The organism is Aestuariicoccus sp. MJ-SS9 (assembly GCF_032586235.1).
Classification (GTDB): Bacteria; Pseudomonadota; Alphaproteobacteria; order Rhodobacterales; family Rhodobacteraceae; genus Aestuariicoccus.
Map to the genome: position 1 here is coordinate 95408 of NZ_JAWHTD010000001.1, position 18697 is coordinate 114104.

An 18697-nucleotide genomic window follows, 5' to 3' on the forward strand; every position below is an offset into this window, starting at 1 on the left:
ATAACCGGCGGAAGGGGGGATCATGGACACGTTTTCGAAATATCTGCTGACCGGGCTGATCGGCATCGTCGCCCTTGGCCAGTTCGTGCAGGTGATCACGCGCTACGTCCTTCAGGTGCCCGTGATGGGGCTGGAGGAGACGATGCTCTATCCGACGGTCTGGCTTTACATGCTGGGCGCCGTCAACGCCTCGCGCGAGAACACGCATATCCGCGCGAACGTTCTGGAGATCTGGCTGACCACCGACCGGCAGCACACGATCCTCGCCATCATAGGCGAGATCATCAGCCTGATCGTGGGCCTGTGGCTGCTGTCCTGGGCCTGGGATTACACGCGCTATGCCTGGCGGGTCTGGAAGGAAAGCCCGACCCTCTACATCCCGACCTTCTATTCCGACGTCGCGCTGGTGATCGGTATGGCGCTGATGATGATTTACACCGCCTGGCACCTCTGGGGCCACGTGCGCAAGCTTGCCGGGGAGACGGCCCAATGATCGAGATCGCGCTTCTGGCCATTGCCGTACTGGTTCTGACGCTGACACTTGGGGTGCCATTGCCCTACTGCTTCGGGGCGGCGCTGATGGTGATGTATTTCATCGGCGACGTGACGATGAAGGGGATGATGCTCTGGGGGTTCCAGCAGTTGGGCAACCCGGTTCTGCTGGCCATTCCGCTCTTTGTGCTGGCGGGGACGATCATGTCCGAAAGCGGGATCGCGGCGTCGCTTTTGCGTTTCGTCAATGCCTTCATCGGCCATGTGCGCGGCGGGCTTGGCGTCGTGGCGGCGGTCAGTTGCGCGGTGATCGGGGCGATCTCGGGCTCGGGCCTGACCGGCATCGCGGCCATCGGCCCGCTGCTGATCCCGGAAATGGAAAAGCGTGGCTATCCCCGCGAATACGCCACCGCGCTGATCGCCAACTCGTCGATCCTGGGCCTGCTGATCCCGCCGTCCGTGACGATGATCGTCTACGGCTGGGTGACCGACACCTCGATCCTGGCCTGTTTCCTGGCGACGCTGGGGCCCGGCCTGCTGATCATGTTCAACTTTTCGGTGGTGAACCTGTGGATGAGCCGCAAGTTCGACCTGCATCTCGACGACAAGCCCACCTTCAGCGAGCTGACCAGCGAGGTCACCAAGCGCGGCATCAACGCCTTCCCGGCGCTGCTGATGCCGGTGATGATCCTGGGCGGCATCTATGGCGGGATCATGACCCCGACCGAGGCCGCGGCCCTGTCGGTGATCTATGCGATCCCGGTTGGCTTTCTGATCTACAAGGGCCTGCGGTGGGACAACTTCCTTTCGGCTGGCAAAGAGGCCGCGACCGCCGTGGGCGCGATCATGGTAATGATCCTCTTTTCGATGATCCTGGGCCAGATGTACGTCTACGAAAGCATCCCGCAGCAGCTGGTCAGCGCGATCTTCGGCATCACCGAGAACAAGGTCCTGCTGCTGATCATGATCAACATCCTGCTCTTCCTGGTGGGCATGGTTGTCAACGACGTGACCGCGATCATCCTGATCGCCCCGCTGCTGCTGCCGCTGATGAACGCCATCGGTGTCAGCCCGGTGCAATTCGCCGCGATCATGGGGGTCAACACGGCCATGGGGGGTGTCACGCCGCCCTATGCCTCGATCCTCTATCTCGGCGCGCGGATCGGCAATGTGAAGGTCACCAAGGTGATCCCGCCCGCCATGATCCTCATCGTGACAGGCTATGTGCCGGTGGTCTTCCTGACCTCGCTCTGGCCCGACCTGTCGCTCTTTTTGCCGAGACTGTTCGGCTACTGACCGCAACCCCTTTCCACATCCAACGGAGGACACCACCCATGAAACACTTTCTGACAGGCACCGCCGCCGCCGCCCTGATGGCCATCGCCAGCGTCGCAAGCGCGGCCGAGCTCAAGATGAGCCACGTCCGCCCGCAGGACGCCACCATCGACGTGGAACTGCGCGCCTTCGCCGGCAAGGTGGCCGAGGCCACCGGCGGCGACGTCACCATCAATATCTTTCCGGCCTCGGCGCTAGGCGATTACACCACGGTGCAGGAACGCGTGAGCGTCGGCGCCATCGACATGGCCACCCAGCCCGCCGCCACCGCTGCCGACCGCCGGATGCAGATCAGTTCGTTCCCCTATCTGGCGAACAGCTGGGCCGACGCCCGCGCGATCTATGGCCCCGACGGCCCGGTGCGCGACGTGATAGCCGGGCTTTATGCTGAGCAGGACATCACCATGCTGGCCGCCTATCCGGTCTATTTCGGGGGCATCTCGCTGAACACCGATCCGGTGAACCCGGGCGACCCCAGCCAGTCCAACGGCATCAAGGTGCGCGTGCCCGGCATCAAGTCGTTCCAGCTGACCGGCGAGGCGCTGGGCTACATCCCGTCGCCGATCCCGTTCTCCGAGGCGTTCACCGCGATCCAGACCGGCGTCGTGGACGGCGTGATCGGGTCGGGCGCCGAAGGCTACTACGCCTCTTTCCGCGACGTGACCAAGGCCTACATCCCTGCCAACACCCATTTCGAAGTGTGGTACATGATCATCTCGAACGGCTCGCTGGCCGAGCTTGACGCTGAAGATCAGGAGGCGCTCAAGGCCGCTGCCGCCGATTTCGAAGCGCAGCGCTGGACCGTGGCCGAAGCGGATCAGGGCAAGTGGGAACAGCGTCTGGCCGACGAGCTGGGCACCAACGTGGTCCAGCTGACCGACGATCAGCTGGCTGCCATGGCCGCCAAGGTCCGCGAAACGGTCTGGCCGATCGTTCTGGAAGACGTCGGCGCCGAATGGGGCCAGGGCATTCTCGACCAGATCGGCAAGTAATTTCACCCGGGGCGGCGGGTCACCGCCGCCCCGCACCCGAAACCTCCAGCCCAAGGAGAGGACAGTGCGATGGACGCGGATTATGCAATCGTCGGCGGCGGTGTCGTGGGCCTTTCCGTGGCCTGGGGGCTTTTGAAACGCGGCAAGCGCGTCACGCTGATCGACGGCGACGATGGCTCGTTCCGCGCCAGCCGCGGCAATTTCGGGCTTGTCTGGGTTCAGTCCAAGGGCATGAAGCAGCCGCGCTATGCCCGCTGGTCGCAGCAATCCGCCGCGATCTGGGCCGACTTCGCCGCCGAGCTGGGCCACAACACCGGGCAGTCAGTGCCGCTGGAACAGAAGGGCGGCTATGACCTGCATTTCTCGGAAGAGACCCTGCAGGCCACGGTCGAGAAATACGAGGTGCTCAAGGCGCAGCTGGATGGCGATTACCCCTACGAGGTGCTGGGCCACAACGCCCTGCGCAAGGAAGAGCCGCATATCGGCCCCAAGGTCGTCGGCGCGATCCTGCATCACCAGGACGGCCACGCGAACCCGCTGAAACTGCTGAAGGCGCTGGCCGATGACGTGCGCCGGATGGGCGGGGTTGTGCTGAACGGCAAGACCGTCACCGAGGTGACCAAGCCCGACGGCTTCGTGATCCGCTGCAGCGACGGCTCCACCATCGGCGCGGCCAAGGTGGTTCTGTCCGCCGGGCTGGGCGCTGCGACGCTGGGGCCGAAGCTGGGCTTCAAGGCGCCTGTCCGGCCGCAGCGCGGGCAGGTGCTGATCACAGAGAAACTGCCGAAGATGATCAATCGCCCCTCGCTCATTGCGCGGCAGGTGGACGAGGGCGGCATCCAGATCGGCGCTACCAACGAAGAGGTGGGCCTTGACGACCGCGTGACCCAGCCGGGTTTGTCGGGCCTCGCCGCCGAGGCGATCGCCGCCTATCCCGCACTGGCCCGCGCGCAGCTGGTGCGCAGTTGGGGCGCGCTGCGGGTGCTGTCGCCGGACGGGCTGCCGATCTATCAGGAAAGCCGCGACATGCCGGGGGCCTATCTGGTGACCTGCCACAGCGGCATCACGCTGGCCGCGGCCCATGCCCGCTACCTGCCCGACTGGCTGGAACGGACCGAGGCCGCCCCGGATCTGGAGGTGTTCAGTGAAGACCGCTTCGCCGTTTCTTGAACTCGACCAAGGCCCGCGCGTGCGCGTGCATTTCGACGGGAGGCCTTTCGACCTGCCCGAGGGCGCGAACCTCGCCGCCGCCTTGCTGGCGGCTGGGGTCGGGGTGTTCCGGCACACGCCCGTATCGGGCGCGCCGCGCGCACCCTATTGCATGATGGGGGCCTGTTTCGAATGTCTGGTCGAGATCGACGGCGTGGTCCGTCAGGCCTGCATGATCGAGGTGACCGAGGGTCTGCGCATCGCCCGCCCGCATGAGGAGCCGACGGATGACCCAGAGTGACCTGATCGTCATCGGCGCCGGACCCGCCGGCATGGCCGCCGCGGCGACGGCGGCGGGGCATGGGCTGTCGGTGACGCTGCTCGACGAACAGCCGCGTCCCGGCGGACAGATCTATCGCGATGTGGACCGGGCAGCGGCGAAACGCGGCGACATTCTGGGGCAGGATTACACCCACGGCGCGACCCTGACCGCCGGGCTGAAGGCCCCTGGGATCGACCACATCGCCGGCGCGGTGGTCTGGGCCATCGAGGACGGCTTTCGCGTATCCTACACCCGCGACGGCAAAGGCGCGCAGGTGACCGGCGACCGGATCGTTCTTGCCACCGGCGCGCTGGAGCGTCCGATGCCGGTGCCCGGCTGGACGCTTCCTGGTGTGATGACGGCGGGGGCCGCGCAGATCCTGCTGAAGCAATCGGGCGTGCTGGCGCGGCGGGCGGTGCTGGTGGGCAGCGGGCCGCTGCTCTACCTAATCGCGGCGCAGATGGTGCGGGCGGGCACGCCACCGCTGGCGCTGGTCGAAACCCAGACGCGCGGCGATCTGGTGCGCGCCGCGCGGCACTGGGCCGGTGCCGTACGTGGCTGGCCCTATCTGGCCAAGGGGCTGAGGATGCTGGCCGAGATCGTCCGCGCCGGGGTGCCCCGCTACACCGACGCGACTGACATCGCCGTATCGGGCAGCGCTCGCGCCGAGGCGGTGACCTTCCGCGCCGGGGGCAGGGCGCACAGCCTCGCCTGCGATACGGTGCTTTTGCATCACGGCGTCGTGCCCAACACTCAGGCGGCGCGGTCGGTCGGGGTGACTCATCGCTGGGACGAGACGCAACATTGCTTTGCGCCCCAGGTCGACGCGTGGGGCGCAACGGATGCCGAGGGCGTCTATATCGCCGGTGACGGCGCAGGGATTGGCGGGGCGAAGGTTGCCGAGGTCGCGGGCAGGATCGCCGCTCTTGGCGTGGCCTGCGATCTGGGCCGGCTGACGCAAGCGCAACGCGACGCGCTGGCCGCGCCACTGCTGCGCGCGCGGGTCAGCGAAGGCGCGATCCGGCCGTTCCTCGACACCGCCTATCCGCCGTATGCGCAGGCCCTGTCCCCCGCCGACGCCACCATCGTCTGCCGCTGCGAAGAGGTCACGGCGGGCGACATCCGCGGCTATGCGAAACTGGGCTGCCTCGGCCCCAACCAGACCAAGGCCTTTGGCCGGCCCGGCATGGGGCCGTGTCAGGGCCGCTATTGCGGTCTGACGGTCACCGCATTACTGGCAGAGGCGAACGTGCAGACGCCGGATCAGACGGGATATTACCGCATCCGCCCGCCGCTCAAACCCGTCACGCTGGGCGAGCTGGCGGCCATGGACACAGCGGCCCAGGACGCCGCCGAATAGGAGCACAGGCATGATCGAACGCATCGACACCGGCAAGCGGATGAGCAAGATCGTCAAGCACAATGGCGTGGCGTATCTCTGCGGACAAGTGGGCGACGGCGCGACCGTGGCCGAACAAACCCGCGACTGCCTCTCGCGGGTCGAGGCGCTGCTGGACAAGGCGGGATCGTCGCGCGAGCAGATGCTGCAGGCGGTGATCTGGCTGGCCGACATGGCCGATTTCGCCGAGATGAACGCTGTCTGGGACGCTTGGGTGCCCGAGGGCCACGCCCCGGCCCGCGCCTGCGGCGAGGCCAAGCTGGCGCGGCCCGAGCTCAAGGTCGAGATTATCGTGACGGCGGCCTGCTAAGGGCTTCAGCTGTCCAGAAAGCCTTTGACCAGACGGTTGAAGATGTCGGGCCGTTCCATGTGCACCGCATGGGCGCAGCCCGGCACGACCGCCAGCTGGCAGCGCGGGATCGTGCGCCAAAGCGTTTCGACCTGCGACCATTGATAGGTGCGGTCGCCGTCTCCCCAGATCAACAGCGTCTCTGACGCGATCTGCGGCAGGTGATCCACGCCCGACCAGTCGCGCATCGCCGCCAGCCCAGCAAGGATCGCGGGCAGACCGGACTTTTCGGCGATGGCGGCGCAGGCCTGATATTGGGCGGCGGCCTCCCGCTGCAGGAACCAGGTGGCGGCGATACGGCGTGCGGTGGAGGCCGGTCCATCGTCGCGCGTGCGCTGCATCGAGGTCTCGATGGGTTCGAACCGGCCAGGCAGAACGCCCACTGCGCCGGTGCCGTAGAGGATCAGCCGCGCGACGCGGCCGGGGGCCTGGCGGATCATCTCTTGTACGATCATGCCGCCCATGGAATGGCCCATCAGGTCGAAGCGGTCCACGCCTTGGCGGGTGACTTCCTCCAGCACCCAGGCAGCGAAGCCGGGGATGCTGTCGATGGGCGGTAGATCCGCGCCCCGGCCAAAGCCCGGCAGATCGACGCGGACCAGATCGCGCCCCTCGGCGAGCGGCGCCTGCAACGCCCATTGATCGCTCCCGCCCATGAAACCATGGACCAGGACCAGCGGTGTCACCGGCGACCGCCCTGCACGATGCGGTCAAGGATCATGGCGCAGAAGAGGATCGAGAAGCCCGCGAGGATACCCTGACCGACGTTTGCGTATTGCAGCGCCTCCAGCACGTCCTCGCCCAGCCCCTTGGCGCCGATCAGCGACGCGACCACGACCATCGCAAGGCTCAGCATGATCGTCTGGTTGATCCCGGCCCGGATCGACGGTGAGGCAAGCGGCAGGTCGACCTTGGTCAACAGATACCATTTGTTCGCCCCGAAACTGATCGCCGCCTCGCGCACCGATTCCGGCACGCCGCGCAGGCCCAGCACGGTCAGGCGCACCACCGGCGTGCCGCCGAAGATCATTGTGGTGACCACGGCGGCGGGCTTGCCCGTGCCGAAGAAGGCGATCACCGGGATCATGAAGACGAAGGCGGGCATGGTCTGCATGAAATCCATGATCGGCTGGATCGCCGCGTAAAAGCGCGGACGGCGGGCGGCGAACATCCCCAGCGGAATGCCGATCAGGATCGACAGACACGCCGCCGTGCCCAAGAGCGCCAGCGTCGTCATCGCCTTTTCCCAGAACCCCAGCAGCCCCATGTAGGCCAGGAACGCGCCGGAATAGATCGCCATGCGCACCCCCGCCGTCAGCCATGTCAGCAGGATGATCAGCGACGCGATCACGATCCACGGGGTGCTGACGAACACCAGCTCCAGCGCGTCCAGCACCAGCCGGATGCAATAGGTGATGCCGTCGAAAAGCGCCTCGCCGTTCAGCACCGCCCAGTTGAAGAAGGCCTCGACCCAGTCGATGCTGGTCAGGCGGATGTCCGGGTCGGTGGGAAAATCGGTGAGCAGGGCGAAGCGGTCGGGGAAGCTGTAGTGCACCATCGCCGCCGCGACGAGCAGCCCCATGAAAACCGCGCTGAACACGATCTGAGACACCGGCATACCCGACCGGATCGAGCGATCCGACAGCCAGTCGGAAAAGCGCGCCTCGAGCGCCCAGTTGGCGGTGGTGGCCTGCGCGGCCTTGGCCAGAATGAGGATCGCCAGACCCGTCAGCGCGATGGTCGGGCCGGTGGCGGCCAGAGCTTCGGCCTCGGCGCGGATACCGCCGATATTGGCCTCCAGCCCGTCGACCGCGCGTTGAAAGGCGTCGACCCTGTCAGACCCGCTTTCGATGGCGGCGGCCAGCTGCTGGCGGCGCAGCTCCAGCGTGCCTTCGATGGATTCGATCCGCGCCATGGCGTCGGCGGCCAGATCGCCGAAGAGCCCGCGCGCGATCTGCACCAACGCCAGCGCCTCGAGGATCAGAAACGGCAGCGCCCAGGACCAGAGCCCGCGCGCCCCGAACCAGACCGGCCCAAAGAGACCGGCCATAAGGTTGAACGTGGGCGTGAACCGGGCCGAGGCGCCGATGCGGTCGAAATTGCGAATGTAATACTCGGGGCTGGTGCGCACGAAGGTGCGGATGTTCTCGCGCCGCTCTTCGGCATAGGCCAGCGCGGCGTCGCTTTCGGTGTCTTCCAGCGGGTTCAGGTTCTCGTCTCTCATGATACTTCTGTCCCTTCGATGACCGTCCGCAAGAGATCGGCGCGGGTGATGACACCGACATCCGCGCCATCATCCTCGACGAGGATGGCGTTTTCGTCGTCGATGGCCATATTGATGAGATTGCTCAGCGTTTCGGCCCCGTTCACCCGGGGGGCATCGGACGGGATCGGGCCGTGGGCGGCCAGATAGGCGTCGATGGGCTGCATGACCGCATGGGCATGCACCACCTTCAGCCGCGAGATACCCGCGACGAAGTCGGCCACGTAATCGTCGGCGGGGTGCATCACGATGTCTTCGGCAGTGCCGACCTGAACCACCTTGCCGTCCCGCATGATCGCGATGCGGTCGCCGATGCGCACCGCCTCGTCCAGATCGTGGGTGATGAAGACGGTCGTTTTCTTCAGGATCTTCGACAGGCGGATGAATTCGTCCTGCAACTGCCGCCGGATCAGCGGGTCGAGCGCCGAGAAGGGCTCGTCCATCAGCAGAACGTCGGGGTTGGCCGCCAGCGCGCGGGCGAGCCCCACACGCTGCTGCATCCCGCCCGACAGCTCATGTGCATATTTTGCGCCCCATGCGCCCAGTTCAACGATGTCGAGGATGGCGGCGGCCTGGCGCATCCGTTCGTTCTTGGCCACCTGGCGGATTTCCAGCGGCATCGCCACGTTGTCCAGAACCGAACGGTGCGGCATCAGGGCGAAGTTCTGGAACACCATGCCGATCTTCTGGTTGCGGAAGCGCTGAAGCTCTCTCGGCCCCAGCGCCATCACGTCGGTGCCCTCGATCTCGATCTTGCCATCGGTGGGTTCGAGCAGCCGGTTGAAATGGCGCACCAGCGTCGATTTCCCGCTGCCCGACAGGCCCATGATGCAGAAAATCTCGCCCCGGTTCACGTGCAGGCTGACATCGGCGACGCCCACCACCGAGTTGAATTCGGCCAGAACCTCGGCCTTGGACAGGCCCCTGTCCCGGATCGCGCGCAGGGCCTGTTCAGGCCGCGCGCCGAAAATCTTCCAGACATTCGAGATTTCAATAACGGTTTCTGCGTTCATCTTTCCCCGCCCTGCCTGGTTCAGGCGGGGCGGCCCGGTCGCAACCGGAGCCGCCCCTTTGTCATAAGTGCCGGATCAGAGGCCCAGCATCGCATCGACGCGATCGGAATTGGCCTCGACCCATTCCTTGGCAACGTCTGCCGGATCGCGGTCCTGGGCGCTGATCTCATATGCCAGGCTGCTGACGTCGTCGGCGGTCAGCGCGAAGTTGGTGAAGAACTCGGCGATTGCGGGCGAGCGGTCCACCAGCGAGTTCGACCACGCGATCTGCACCTCTTTCAGCGCGTCCTTGCTGGCGACCATCGACTTGTTGTACCAGTCCGGATCGTCCGAGGGCTGCACCATGACGTACTTTTCCGGGTCGTAGGTCGGCTCGGTCAGCATCATGACGTCGAACATGTACCAAACCGCGTGCGGCGTGTAGCAGTAGAAGGCGTAGCCCTCGTCCTTGGCGATGCTGTCCTTGATGCGCGCGGTCTTGACCGCCTCTTCGGCGCGGATGGGTTCGATGAAGTCCAAGAGGCCATAGTCGCGCACCTTGACCTCGTTCACGTTGGCCGAGGCCCAGCCCGGCGCGCCGATCCACATCTCGCCCTTGCCGTCGCCGTCGCTGTCCATCAGCGCCGCCACGTCGGGCCGACCCAGATCGGTGATGTCGGTGATGTTGTTGGCTTCGCCGAAATTCTTGCTGACGCAAAAGCCCTGGTTGCCTTCGTAGGGGTTCGACGAGAGCGTCACGGTACCCTTGCCGTCGACATATTCCTTGGTAAAGCTTTCCTGGTTGGGCAGCCACACATCGGGGTGCACGTCGATGTCGCCCTTACCCTGGTCCATGGCCTGGAAAATCGTCGCGTTGTTGCCGGGGACGTATTCGACCTGCCCGCCGATGCGGCTGGTCACGATCTCGCCCAGTACATGAGCGATGGCCTGCGCGCCGGTCCAGGACGGCACGCCGATCTTGACCTCTTCGGCGAAAGCCGGCAGCGCGAAGGCGCTGACCGCCGCGGCAAGTCCAAGGGATTTCAGTTTGGTTTTCATGATCTTCTCCTCTGTTGGTGCTGTTGGTGCGCCTTTGCGGCGTCCTGTCAGTTCAGCGATTGGTTTATCTGGTCTTCGTAGGCGAAAAGCGCGGTGGACCCCCCGGTATGCAGAAAGAGCACGTTGTCGGTCGGCTTGAAGAAGCCCTGCCGGACCATGCCGATCAATCCGGCCATGCCCTTGGCGGAATAGACCGGGTCAAGAAGAATTCCCTCCTGCCGCGCGCTTAGGCGGATTGCCTCCATTGTGGACTCTGCGGGAATTCCGTAGCCCTCGCCGACATAACCGTCATCCACGAGGATCTTGCTCAGCGGGATGGGGTCGGCGCCGAGTTTCTCCAGCGTTTTCAGGGTCAGCGCGTGCACCGCGTTCATCTGGCGTTCGCGCGGCTGGCGGACGCTGACGCCCATCACCGGCAGCGCATGGCCGATTGCCTCGAACCCGGCCACGAGCCCGGCCTGGGTGCCGGTGCTGCCTGTGCCCATCACCAGCCAGTCGAAGGTCTGACCGGTCTCGCTTGCGTGATCCGCGATCTCCTGCGCGCAATTGGCATAACCAAGCGCGCCGGTGGCGTTCGACCCGCCGCCGGGAATGAAATAGGGGCGGTGCCCCTCGGCGCGCAGTTGTTCGGTCACCGCCTGCGCCTCGGCGTTCATGTCGAGCCCCGGGGGCCGGAAATCATGCGTCGCGCCAAAGAGGTTGTCGAGCAGCACGTTGCCCGTCTGCTCATACGACGCGGCGCGGTCGGGCACCCGTCGTTCCAGCAGGACATGGCATTTCATGCCGACCTTGCAGGCCGCCGCCGCCGTCTGGCGGACATGGTTGGATTGCACGGCGCCCTGGGTGACCAGCATGTCGGCGTTCTGCTGCATCGCCTCGCCCACAAGGAATTCCAGCTTGCGGGTCTTGTTGCCGCCCATGGCCAGCCCGGTGCAATCGTCGCGCTTGATGAAAAGACGCGGGCCGCCCAGATGTTCGGTCAGGCGCGGCATGGCCTCGATCGGGGTGGGGCGGTGGCACAGGTCGGTGCGCGCGAAGCGTTCGAAATCAATTCGGACGGCGTCGCGCGGAAGCGTATCGGTATCGGCCATGGCAAATCCTGCAGGAGCTAAAGTCCCTTTCAGAGTGACCAAGAACCCCGGCACGATCCAATGCTATGTTTAAATGGCATTATGCAAATTTTGCATTATGATTAAATTATGGACCTTTTGTTAATCCGCGATCTCGAACGCCTGCGCCAGACCGGGAACTTTTCCCAGGCCGCGGCGCTCGGTAACCTCAGCCAGCCGGCATTCAGCCGGAGGATCAAGGCGCTCGAGGCCTGGGTCGGCGTCACGCTTGTCGACCGGTCGCGCCAGCCGGTGCGCCTGACAGAGGCGGGTGCGCAGATCCTTGAGGCCGGATTGCAGGCCTCGGCGCGGATCGAACAAGAGCGCAGCCAGATCCTCGAGGCACAGTCGCTGCCCGACAAATACGTCGTCACCTTCGCCGCGCAGCATTCCATCGGATGGCGTTTTTACCCCGCCTGGCTTCAGGGGCTCGAGGACGCCTACGGCCCGATCCTGTCGCGGCTCAGGGCCGACGATCTGCCCAACTGCATGCGCGATCTCAAGAACGGAAGCGTCGATTTCGTGATCGCCTATCAGCGCGCCGATGCGCCGCGCGGTATGTGCGTCGATTCCATCGCCATCGGCGACGACCAGCTGATCCCGGTGTGCAAACCCGATGCCGAGGGCCTGCCGCTCTTTCGCTTCGACACGCCGGGGGTCAAGATGCCCTACCTGCGGTTTGGCGACGCCGCGCCGATCGGTGCGCATCTCGAACCGCTGTTCTTGGACAAGCTTCTGTCACGCCGGTTGCAGACGGTCTATGAAAATTCCATGGCCGGAGCGCTGCGGATCCGGGCGCGGGCGGGCGACGGCGTGGCCTGGCTGCCGCGCAGCCTCGTCGCGCCGGATGTGGACAGCGGCATTCTGGTGCAGGCGGGCGAGCCGGACTGGATCGTCGATCTGTCGATCCGGCTCTTTCGCAATACCGAGCGGTCGAACCGGACCACGCGGTCGATCTGGTCGTTCCTCGAAGTCCGCCAATCGGTGTCGCTCTTGCCCGAGGCGTGACCCGCGGGCGGGCCTTTGACGGCCATCCGGCCCTTCCCTCGAAGCTGACGCAGTGCGCGGTGGTGCAACAACGATGTCCCATGTCGCCGGTCCGGCTGCCCTGCCGCGCATGATCGGTTCGATATGGCCTCGGGACCAGGTCCAGCCATTCCTTGCATCGCTGCCTGCAGCGGCATGAAAGCCCGGCAGACCGACCGCTGGCGCGGATCAAGAAATTCGGAAAGATGGCATATTTTCAGGGCGTTTCTGCGGGCGTTCTGGCCACGCGAATGTCGGTCATACGCATCCGCCCGAGCCCATCGGCCCGGCGTTTTCGATTTCTGTAGCGCATACGGCGGATCCACTGCGCAATCGGTTCATTGAAACTCGACCGTTTTCCGCTTTGGCTCATCAAGGGTCCGATTCATGCCCAAAGTGATCAAGAAATATTCGGACCCCCCTGATCACACGGATCGGCGGACGACACCTTGCTGAAGATCGCGGCAAAGTGCGCGCCGGAAATCGGCACGGAGCTTGAACGCGCCAAGGCGATTGCGCAACTCAACTGGGGAACCACCAACGCAGCAGAGGTGGCGCGCGCGATGGCCGAAACCGTCGGATTGAAACTGGCCGACGTTCCCGATTTCGACGCGGCGGCATCGTTCGAAGAGGTGGCAAACCTCAAGATGTCCAGCGGCGATGGTGCCGATATCAAGATCAAGCGCCCGGAACTCTAGACCGTTGACGCGCTGGACTATAACCGCGCCTACAAGATCCAGGTCAAACCCGCGGTGCCCGCGAACATCGTGGCGATACCCGGCATCGACAAGCGGTTCGTTCGCGAAAAGGAAACCTGCGAAATCAAGTGGCGCGAAGACTTTTTTACGTAGGCTTCACACGGGCAGAAGAAGAAATCCATATTGTGTGCAATAAGAACAATCCGTCCCCGTTTGTGATTGAGTTGGCGAGACGTTTGAAGGAGCAATAGGGCACTCGACTGCCTAAGTGTTCAGGACCCGGTCACTGGCAACCAAATTCGCTCATATATTGCCGGACCCGGTCAAGGTTCGAGCTCGAGCTGGGTCCACAAAGAGACTCACATGGCACGCCGTCTCCGTCACCGTCGGCCCTTCTATAGCCGCATACACACCATTGGTAGACAGCCTCTCTACAGCTACTGAAGCGCCCACAGGTGCCGCCGCAATTGTAACTTTGAGCTAGTTGAAACGACTGCCTCGGCTCCTCAGAAAGCACGTAGGTCGGCAAGGTTACTAGCGACATAACCAACGCAAAAAAGGTGAGTATTTTCAGATCAAACATTTTTTCTCATTTCAAAATAAATTCCCGTAATCCTTATCAGTGGTAATACCTTCTGGCAACCCTTTTAACAGTCTTTAGCCGATGAGAAAATTAATGATTATCAATAACGTCCACAATATGGCCACATAGTGCGACGTCAGATCGGACAGCTCAAGTGCATCATCGAGGTCCCGCAAGATGAGCAGGCCTGCATCAGAACTGAGCTGCGACGGTCGGGGTTCCAGCGGCGCGCGTTGGAGGGAATCCCGCCTCAGATTGTGACTTATTCCAGCACTCGATAGAATGAACGTACAACACCGCCTTCACGTAGCTAGACTGATCCAAGTGTACCCTCAAGCATATTCAGTTACTGAAAAAATTTTTAGGTAACTGGGAGAAAATGAGTTACCAATATTTATGTGAAATGTTGGTCAGCGAAAACTAAGGAAAACACATGGCTAAGAAAGAAGAAGAACGAGACTGGTCGGAGATCATCGCTGAAGTGCGGTCAAAGGCGAAGTTGGAACTTGAAGAAGTTGCTAGCGAAATTCATGCAAAGGTAGAAGAGGTGGTTGCGAAGGTCCGTTCTGCCAACTTCCATGAGGAAGCCGAACAGTTTCTATCTCGAGTTCGAAATCTTGCAGACGATTTCTCTCATTCCGAGGAAGGTCCTTCGTCTTCAGTCGCCAAACCCAAGACCGGTAAAGCTAAACGCCCTCCCATGTACCGCACACCTGATGGTAAAGAATACTCCAGGGCACTCAAGGGCTGGACGGAAGCTGAGAAAGAGAAGTTCAGGATTAAGTGAAGACTAACGAGCGCTGCATCCAAAGCGGACATCACTTAGACCTCGCCCAATCCTAGATGACGGCTGACGAGGGCTTAACGGACATCTTATAGAAAGGCTCAGATGTCGTGGAAGAGCCCAGAGCGGACCTTCTGACCGTGCGCTTTCCGCCGGTTGTTGAGTCAGTTTCGTGTTTGATCGATGTCATGCTATTATGGGGCTATTGAAACATCGGGGGGGGGAGGACAACATGTCGAACACGCACAAAGGTCAGTGCTTCTGCGGAGCCGTCGAAGTCGAAGTGACCGGGGAACCGGCCGGTATGGGCTATTGCCATTGCGAAAGCTGTCGGTCTTGGTCGGCCGGTCCAGTTAATGCATTCACTCTCTGGGACCCGGACAAGGTCAAGATTGTGAAGGGCGAAGAGTATGTGAGGCAATACAACAAGACCGAAAACAGCGATCGGAAATGGTGCGAAAAGTGCGGTGGACACCTAATGGCAGGGCATCCGGGCCTTGGCCTTACCGATGTCTATGCGGCGGTAATTCCGAGCCTCGAGTTCAAGCCGGGCATTCACGTCAACTACGCCGAAACGGTTCTTCCAATGAAGGACGGCCTACCGAAAATGAAAGACTTCCCCTCCGAATTCGGAGGTTCGGGAGAAACAGTTCCGGAATAGGTCGATGGCCACGCGACAGCCGTCACCCCTGGTGTCATTTCAGCGGTTGGCGGCTTTGTCCGCAAGCCGGACCTAACCTCGATTTTGGCGAACGTCTGGAGCCGTTGAAAACCGTCGTTGGGGTTGGGATCGATTATTTCTCCATAGCCTAGCCCTGCAGCATCCCCACTTGATGAAGCTAGATGAAGATGTCCTTGGGCTGGTCACGCTCAGTGCTTCAAGTGTTTCCAACCCCTTCACTGGCAGAGGGCATATATGAATTACGCACATACCCCCGGTGGCCCATACCCACCCCCTCGCAAAAGCTGGACCGGAGAGGTCTGTGCCGGGTTGGTTGCCTGCACAAGTGGGCCGTTATCTCAGTTGCGTCAGCTTAAAGTGTAGGGGCGTTGTCCGGACCCTGAGGCACTAGTCCGTGCTGCAAGGCGTTACGTGAGACTTCCTGCGGCAAACATCAAAGCTAAGCTCAGCGGAAGAAATCCGCCAAATGTCTACCATATGTCTATTGGAGCACTGGGCTCTCGCGCACATTTTTCCATAAGTCTTTGATTTTAGTGGTGAGCCGTGCAGGATTCGAACCTGCGACCCACTGATTAAAAGTCAGTTGCTCTACCAACTGAGCTAACGGCCCACTAGGCGGTGTATCTAGAAAGACGCTTGCAGGGGGTCAACCCATAAAATCGACAAAGTCCGGGTCTTTTGCGGCCGGCATCGGGGGCTCTGGAAGAGGGGCGGGGAAGGGCGTATATGCTCGGCATGACCGCTGTGCGCGATACCGGATTGCCCTTCATGAAAATGCACGGGCTTGGCAACGACTTTGTCGTGCTGGACGCGCGTGCGCGCACGCTGGAGGTGACGCCGGCGCTGGCGGTGGCGCTGGGTGACAGGCATCGCGGGGTGGGGTTCGACCAGCTGGCGGTGATCACCAAGGGCACGCAGGACGCGCATCTGACTTTCTACAACGCGGACGGGTCGTTAAGCGGGGCGTGCGGTAATGCCACGCGCTGCATCGCGCGCTTCCTGATGGACGAATCGGGGCGAGAGGCGCTGACGCTGACCACGGATCGCGGCACGTTGCCTGTGTGCGATGCGGGCGGAGGGCTGACCTCGGTGAACATGGGGGCGCCGCAGCTTGACTGGGCCGAGATTCCGTTGGCCGAGGCGATGGATACGCTGGAATTGCCGATCGAGGGCGCGCCGACGGCGACCGGCATGGGCAACCCGCATTGCACCTTCTTCGTCGAGGATGCCGAGGCGGTGGCGCTCGACCAGTTCGGGCCGCGGTATGAACACCATCCGCTCTATCCGCGGCGCACCAATGTGCAGGTGGCCAGCGTGACCGGCCCCGACCGCATCCGCATGCGCGTGTGGGAAAGGGGCGTGGGGGTGACGCTGGCCTCGGGCTCCAGTTCCTGCGCCACGGCGGTGGCGGCGGCGCGGCGCGGGCTGACCGGCCGGCGCGTCATGATCGACCTCGATGGCGGCACGCTTATGATCGACTGGCGCGAGGATGGCGTCTGGATGACCGGCCCCACGGCGCATGTTTTTGACGGGGTGCTGTCCCCTGACTGGCTGGCCGCGCTATGACCGCGCCCAAGTTCACCACGCTGGGCTGCCGGCTCAACGCCTACGAGACCGAGGCGATGAAGGCGCTGGCCGATCAGGCCGGGCTGGGCGATGCCGTGGTGGTCAACACCTGCGCGGTCACCAACGAGGCCGTCGCCAAGGCCCGCAAGGAGATTCGCCGCCTGCGCCGCGAAAACCCGCAGGCGCGGGTGATCGTCACCGGCTGCGCGGCGCAGATCGACCCCGACAGCTTTGCCCGGATGGAAGAGGTCGACGCCGTCATCGGCAATACCGAAAAGATGACGCCCGAAACCTGGGGCCGTCTGGCGGCGGATTTCATCGGCAATACCGAAACCGTGCTGGTCGACGACATCATGTCGGTCACCGAAACCGCCGGTCACCTGATCGACGGCTTCGGCACGCGCAGCCGCGCCTATGTGCAGGTCCAGAACGGCTGCGATCATCGCTGCACCTTTTGCATCATCCCTTACGGCCGGGGCAATTCCCGGTCGGTCCCCGCCGGTGTCGTGGTGGATCAGATCAAGCGGCTGGTCCAGCAGGGCTATAACGAGGTGGTGCTGACCGGGGTCGATCTGACCTCTTGGGGCGCGGATTTGCCGTCGCAGCCCAGGCTGGGCGATCTGGTGATGCGGATCCTGCGGCTGGTGCCCGATCTGCCGCGTCTCAGGATCAGCAGCATCGACAGTATCGAGGTCGACGACAACCTGATGCGCGCCATCGCGACCGAGCCGCGGCTGATGCCGCATCTGCACCTGTCGCTGCAGCATGGCGACGATCTGATCCTCAAGCGGATGAAGCGCCGCCACCTGCGCGACGACGCCATCCGCTTTGCCGAAGAGGCGCGCAAGCTGCGGCCTGACATGACCTTCGGCGCCGACATCATCGCCGGTTTCCCGACCGAAACCGAGGCGCATTTCGAAAACTCGCTGAAGCTGGTAGAGGAATGCGGCCTGACCTGGCTGCATGTCTTTCCCTACAGCCCGCGCCCCGGCACGCCTGCCGCGCGGATGCCGCAGGTCGACGGGCGCGCGATCAAGGAGCGCGCGGCGCGGCTGCGCGCCGCCGGTACGCGGCAGGTCGACCGGCATCTGCAGGCGCAGATCGGGCGCCGTCACAACGTGCTGACCGAAGCCCCCGACATGGGCCGGACCGAGCAATTCACCGAGGTGCGGTTCTCCCAACCTCAGCCCGTCGGCCAGATCGTGCCTGTCACGATTGCCGGGCAGGACGGGCATCAACTTCGGGCCTGACCATGCATCCCAATCCTATCTTCCACAAAACCGACCGTGCGCGCAGCCTCGCCTTTGCCCGCGAGCGTGGCTTCGGCGTTTTGGCGGTATCGGCCGAGGGCGCGCCGCATCTGTCGCATGTGCCCTTCCTGCTGTCCGAGGATGGCACGAGTGCGCTTCTGCATCTGGTGCGCTCGAACCCGATCGCGCGGACGGTGCGCGCGGCCACGCCCGCGCGGCTCGACGTGCTGGGGCCGGACGGCTATGTGTCGCCCGACTGGTACGGCATCGACGATCAGGTGCCGACCTGGAACTACGTCGCAGTGCACCTGCTGGGGCAACTGCACCCCATGCCCCCCGAAAGCATCGAAGAGGTGCTGGAGGCGCAATCGGCAGCCTACGAGGGGCGGCTCGACAAGCGGCCCTGGACCATGGACAAGATGAGCGGCGACGCGAAGGCCCGCATGCTGCGCCAGATCCTGCCCTTCCGGCTGGAAGTGACCGGCATCGACGCCACCTGGAAGCTGGGCCAGAACAAGCCCGACGAGGTGCGAAAACGCGCCGCCGGTCACGCGCGGGGCGGTCTGGGTAACGATCTGGGCACGCTCGCCAACTTGATGGACGCGCCGCCCGATCTGACCGACTGACCATTTGCGCTTGCGGCACAT

At 63.5% G+C, this 18697-nt stretch carries 20 protein-coding genes, 1 tRNA gene and 1 pseudogene; 14 read left to right on the forward strand and 8 right to left on the reverse strand.

Annotated elements, in window-relative coordinates; translation table 11 throughout:
- The first annotated feature begins 22 nt into the window (after window positions 1-22).
- From RXV88_RS00460 to RXV88_RS00490, 7 genes are all read left to right on the forward strand, one after another.
- The gene (locus RXV88_RS00460; protein WP_316289713.1) at window positions 23-493 is read left to right on the forward strand and encodes a TRAP transporter small permease; all 471 of its coding nucleotides are present in this window, start codon (window positions 23-25) and stop codon (window positions 491-493) included.
- Window positions 490-1788, forward strand: a complete 1299-nt coding sequence (locus RXV88_RS00465) for a TRAP transporter large permease (RefSeq protein ID WP_316289714.1) — start codon at window positions 490-492, stop codon at window positions 1786-1788. Before RXV88_RS00460 ends, RXV88_RS00465 begins: the two co-directional genes overlap by 4 nt.
- 38 nt (window positions 1789-1826) lie before the next feature.
- On the forward strand, window positions 1827-2819 hold the full coding sequence (dctP, locus tag RXV88_RS00470; protein ID WP_316289715.1) for a TRAP transporter substrate-binding protein DctP: 993 nt from the start codon (window positions 1827-1829) through the stop codon (window positions 2817-2819).
- Window positions 2820-2888: 69 nt separating this feature from the next.
- Window positions 2889-3989 (forward strand): FAD-dependent oxidoreductase, encoded by a 1101-nt coding sequence (locus RXV88_RS00475; RefSeq protein ID WP_316289716.1) that lies wholly within the window; start codon window positions 2889-2891, stop codon window positions 3987-3989.
- Entirely contained in the window at window positions 3964-4269 is a 306-nt protein-coding gene (locus tag RXV88_RS00480) for a (2Fe-2S)-binding protein (protein WP_316289717.1), read from the forward strand. Before RXV88_RS00475 ends, RXV88_RS00480 begins: the two co-directional genes overlap by 26 nt.
- The gene (locus tag RXV88_RS00485; protein ID WP_316289718.1) at window positions 4256-5650 is read left to right on the forward strand and encodes an FAD/NAD(P)-binding oxidoreductase; all 1395 of its coding nucleotides are present in this window, start codon (window positions 4256-4258) and stop codon (window positions 5648-5650) included. Before RXV88_RS00480 ends, RXV88_RS00485 begins: the two co-directional genes overlap by 14 nt.
- A gap of 10 nt (window positions 5651-5660) precedes the next feature.
- Entirely contained in the window at window positions 5661-5999 is a 339-nt protein-coding gene (locus tag RXV88_RS00490; RefSeq protein WP_316289719.1) for a RidA family protein, read from the forward strand.
- Window positions 6000-6004: 5 nt separating this feature from the next.
- Here RXV88_RS00490 and RXV88_RS00495 read toward each other — a convergent pair whose 3' ends face one another.
- The 5 genes from RXV88_RS00495 to RXV88_RS00515 all read right to left on the reverse strand — a co-directional run bounded on the left by RXV88_RS00495 (window position 6005) and on the right by RXV88_RS00515 (window position 11443).
- Window positions 6005-6724, reverse strand: a complete 720-nt coding sequence (locus tag RXV88_RS00495) for an alpha/beta hydrolase (protein ID WP_316289720.1) — start codon at window positions 6722-6724, stop codon at window positions 6005-6007.
- A complete protein-coding gene (locus tag RXV88_RS00500) occupies window positions 6721-8262 on the reverse strand; it encodes an ABC transporter permease subunit (RefSeq protein WP_316289721.1) in 1542 nt (513 codons plus the stop codon). Before RXV88_RS00500 ends, RXV88_RS00495 begins: the two co-directional genes overlap by 4 nt.
- On the reverse strand, window positions 8259-9314 hold the full coding sequence (locus RXV88_RS00505; RefSeq protein ID WP_316289722.1) for a glycine betaine/L-proline ABC transporter ATP-binding protein: 1056 nt from the start codon (window positions 9312-9314) through the stop codon (window positions 8259-8261). The genes RXV88_RS00500 and RXV88_RS00505 overlap by 4 nt, the downstream gene beginning before the upstream one ends.
- Before the next feature lie 75 nt (window positions 9315-9389).
- Entirely contained in the window at window positions 9390-10352 is a 963-nt protein-coding gene (locus tag RXV88_RS00510) for a glycine betaine ABC transporter substrate-binding protein (protein WP_316289723.1), read from the reverse strand.
- Between the two features lie 47 nt (window positions 10353-10399).
- Window positions 10400-11443, reverse strand: a complete 1044-nt coding sequence (locus RXV88_RS00515) for a D-cysteine desulfhydrase (RefSeq protein ID WP_316289724.1) — start codon at window positions 11441-11443, stop codon at window positions 10400-10402.
- A gap of 108 nt (window positions 11444-11551) precedes the next feature.
- Here RXV88_RS00515 and RXV88_RS00520 point away from each other — a divergent pair, with 108 nt between their 5' ends.
- Together RXV88_RS00520 and RXV88_RS00525 are read left to right on the forward strand one after the other, a co-directional pair.
- The gene (locus RXV88_RS00520) at window positions 11552-12469 is read left to right on the forward strand and encodes a LysR family transcriptional regulator (RefSeq protein WP_316289725.1); all 918 of its coding nucleotides are present in this window, start codon (window positions 11552-11554) and stop codon (window positions 12467-12469) included.
- Between the two features lie 467 nt (window positions 12470-12936).
- A complete protein-coding gene (locus RXV88_RS00525) occupies window positions 12937-13185 on the forward strand; it encodes a hypothetical protein (RefSeq protein ID WP_316289726.1) in 249 nt (82 codons plus the stop codon).
- A gap of 29 nt (window positions 13186-13214) precedes the next feature.
- On the opposite strand, the gene RXV88_RS00530 is transcribed toward RXV88_RS00525, so the two are convergent.
- Window positions 13215-13367 (reverse strand): hypothetical protein, encoded by a 153-nt coding sequence (locus tag RXV88_RS00530; RefSeq protein WP_316289727.1) that lies wholly within the window; start codon window positions 13365-13367, stop codon window positions 13215-13217.
- Window positions 13368-13899: 532 nt separating this feature from the next.
- Window positions 13900-14052, reverse strand: a pseudogene (locus RXV88_RS00535) (IS1380 family transposase); the annotation flags it as partial.
- A 149-nt stretch (window positions 14053-14201) separates the two neighbouring features.
- On the opposite strand from RXV88_RS00535, the gene RXV88_RS00540 reads away from it, so the two are divergent.
- Both RXV88_RS00540 and RXV88_RS00545 read left to right on the forward strand, forming a co-directional pair.
- Window positions 14202-14555, forward strand: coding sequence for a hypothetical protein (locus tag RXV88_RS00540; RefSeq protein ID WP_316289728.1), 354 nt, complete (start codon window positions 14202-14204; stop codon window positions 14553-14555).
- A 229-nt stretch (window positions 14556-14784) separates the two neighbouring features.
- Window positions 14785-15213: a GFA family protein gene (locus RXV88_RS00545; RefSeq protein WP_316289729.1), complete on the forward strand. Its 429-nt coding sequence runs from the start codon at window positions 14785-14787 to the stop codon at window positions 15211-15213.
- A gap of 555 nt (window positions 15214-15768) precedes the next feature.
- On the opposite strand, the gene RXV88_RS00550 is transcribed toward RXV88_RS00545, so the two are convergent.
- Window positions 15769-15844 (reverse strand) — tRNA-Lys (locus RXV88_RS00550).
- A gap of 125 nt (window positions 15845-15969) precedes the next feature.
- Between RXV88_RS00550 and dapF the strand changes: the two genes are divergently transcribed.
- Genes dapF through RXV88_RS00565 form a run of 3 tightly spaced genes read left to right on the forward strand, consistent with a single transcriptional unit; the run spans window position 15970 to window position 18676 of the window.
- Window positions 15970-16800: a diaminopimelate epimerase gene (gene dapF, locus RXV88_RS00555; RefSeq protein ID WP_316289730.1), complete on the forward strand. Its 831-nt coding sequence runs from the start codon at window positions 15970-15972 to the stop codon at window positions 16798-16800.
- Window positions 16797-18050 (forward strand): tRNA (N(6)-L-threonylcarbamoyladenosine(37)-C(2))-methylthiotransferase MtaB, encoded by a 1254-nt coding sequence (gene mtaB, locus RXV88_RS00560; RefSeq protein WP_316289731.1) that lies wholly within the window; start codon window positions 16797-16799, stop codon window positions 18048-18050. The genes dapF and mtaB overlap by 4 nt, the downstream gene beginning before the upstream one ends.
- Before the next feature lie 2 nt (window positions 18051-18052).
- Window positions 18053-18676 (forward strand): FMN-binding negative transcriptional regulator, encoded by a 624-nt coding sequence (locus RXV88_RS00565; protein ID WP_316289732.1) that lies wholly within the window; start codon window positions 18053-18055, stop codon window positions 18674-18676.
- The last annotated feature ends 21 nt before the right edge of the window (window positions 18677-18697 follow it).

What these genes read in the sequence shown, in the direction of transcription:
- RXV88_RS00540 (WP_316289728.1), top strand. Translation starts at nt 14,202, where the DNA reads ATGGCTAAGAAAGAAGAAGAACGAGACTGGTCGGAGATCATCGCTGAA.
- RXV88_RS00520 (WP_316289725.1), top strand. Translation starts at nt 11,552, where the DNA reads ATGGACCTTTTGTTAATCCGCGATCTCGAACGCCTGCGCCAGACCGGG.
- mtaB (WP_316289731.1), top strand. Translation starts at nt 16,797, where the DNA reads ATGACCGCGCCCAAGTTCACCACGCTGGGCTGCCGGCTCAACGCCTAC.
- RXV88_RS00545 (WP_316289729.1), top strand. Translation starts at nt 14,785, where the DNA reads ATGTCGAACACGCACAAAGGTCAGTGCTTCTGCGGAGCCGTCGAAGTC.
- dctP (WP_316289715.1), top strand. Translation starts at nt 1,827, where the DNA reads ATGAAACACTTTCTGACAGGCACCGCCGCCGCCGCCCTGATGGCCATC.
- RXV88_RS00485 (WP_316289718.1), top strand. Translation starts at nt 4,256, where the DNA reads ATGACCCAGAGTGACCTGATCGTCATCGGCGCCGGACCCGCCGGCATG.
- RXV88_RS00490 (WP_316289719.1), top strand. Translation starts at nt 5,661, where the DNA reads ATGATCGAACGCATCGACACCGGCAAGCGGATGAGCAAGATCGTCAAG.
- dapF (WP_316289730.1), top strand. Translation starts at nt 15,970, where the DNA reads ATGACCGCTGTGCGCGATACCGGATTGCCCTTCATGAAAATGCACGGG.
- RXV88_RS00465 (WP_316289714.1), top strand. Translation starts at nt 490, where the DNA reads ATGATCGAGATCGCGCTTCTGGCCATTGCCGTACTGGTTCTGACGCTG.
- RXV88_RS00475 (WP_316289716.1), top strand. Translation starts at nt 2,889, where the DNA reads ATGGACGCGGATTATGCAATCGTCGGCGGCGGTGTCGTGGGCCTTTCC.
- RXV88_RS00460 (WP_316289713.1), top strand. Translation starts at nt 23, where the DNA reads ATGGACACGTTTTCGAAATATCTGCTGACCGGGCTGATCGGCATCGTC.
- RXV88_RS00530 (WP_316289727.1), bottom strand. Translation starts at nt 13,367, where the DNA reads ATGGATTTCTTCTTCTGCCCGTGTGAAGCCTACGTAAAAAAGTCTTCG.
- RXV88_RS00565 (WP_316289732.1), top strand. Translation starts at nt 18,053, where the DNA reads ATGCATCCCAATCCTATCTTCCACAAAACCGACCGTGCGCGCAGCCTC.
- RXV88_RS00515 (WP_316289724.1), bottom strand. Translation starts at nt 11,443, where the DNA reads ATGGCCGATACCGATACGCTTCCGCGCGACGCCGTCCGAATTGATTTC.
- RXV88_RS00505 (WP_316289722.1), bottom strand. Translation starts at nt 9,314, where the DNA reads ATGAACGCAGAAACCGTTATTGAAATCTCGAATGTCTGGAAGATTTTC.
- RXV88_RS00500 (WP_316289721.1), bottom strand. Translation starts at nt 8,262, where the DNA reads ATGAGAGACGAGAACCTGAACCCGCTGGAAGACACCGAAAGCGACGCC.
- RXV88_RS00510 (WP_316289723.1), bottom strand. Translation starts at nt 10,352, where the DNA reads ATGAAAACCAAACTGAAATCCCTTGGACTTGCCGCGGCGGTCAGCGCC.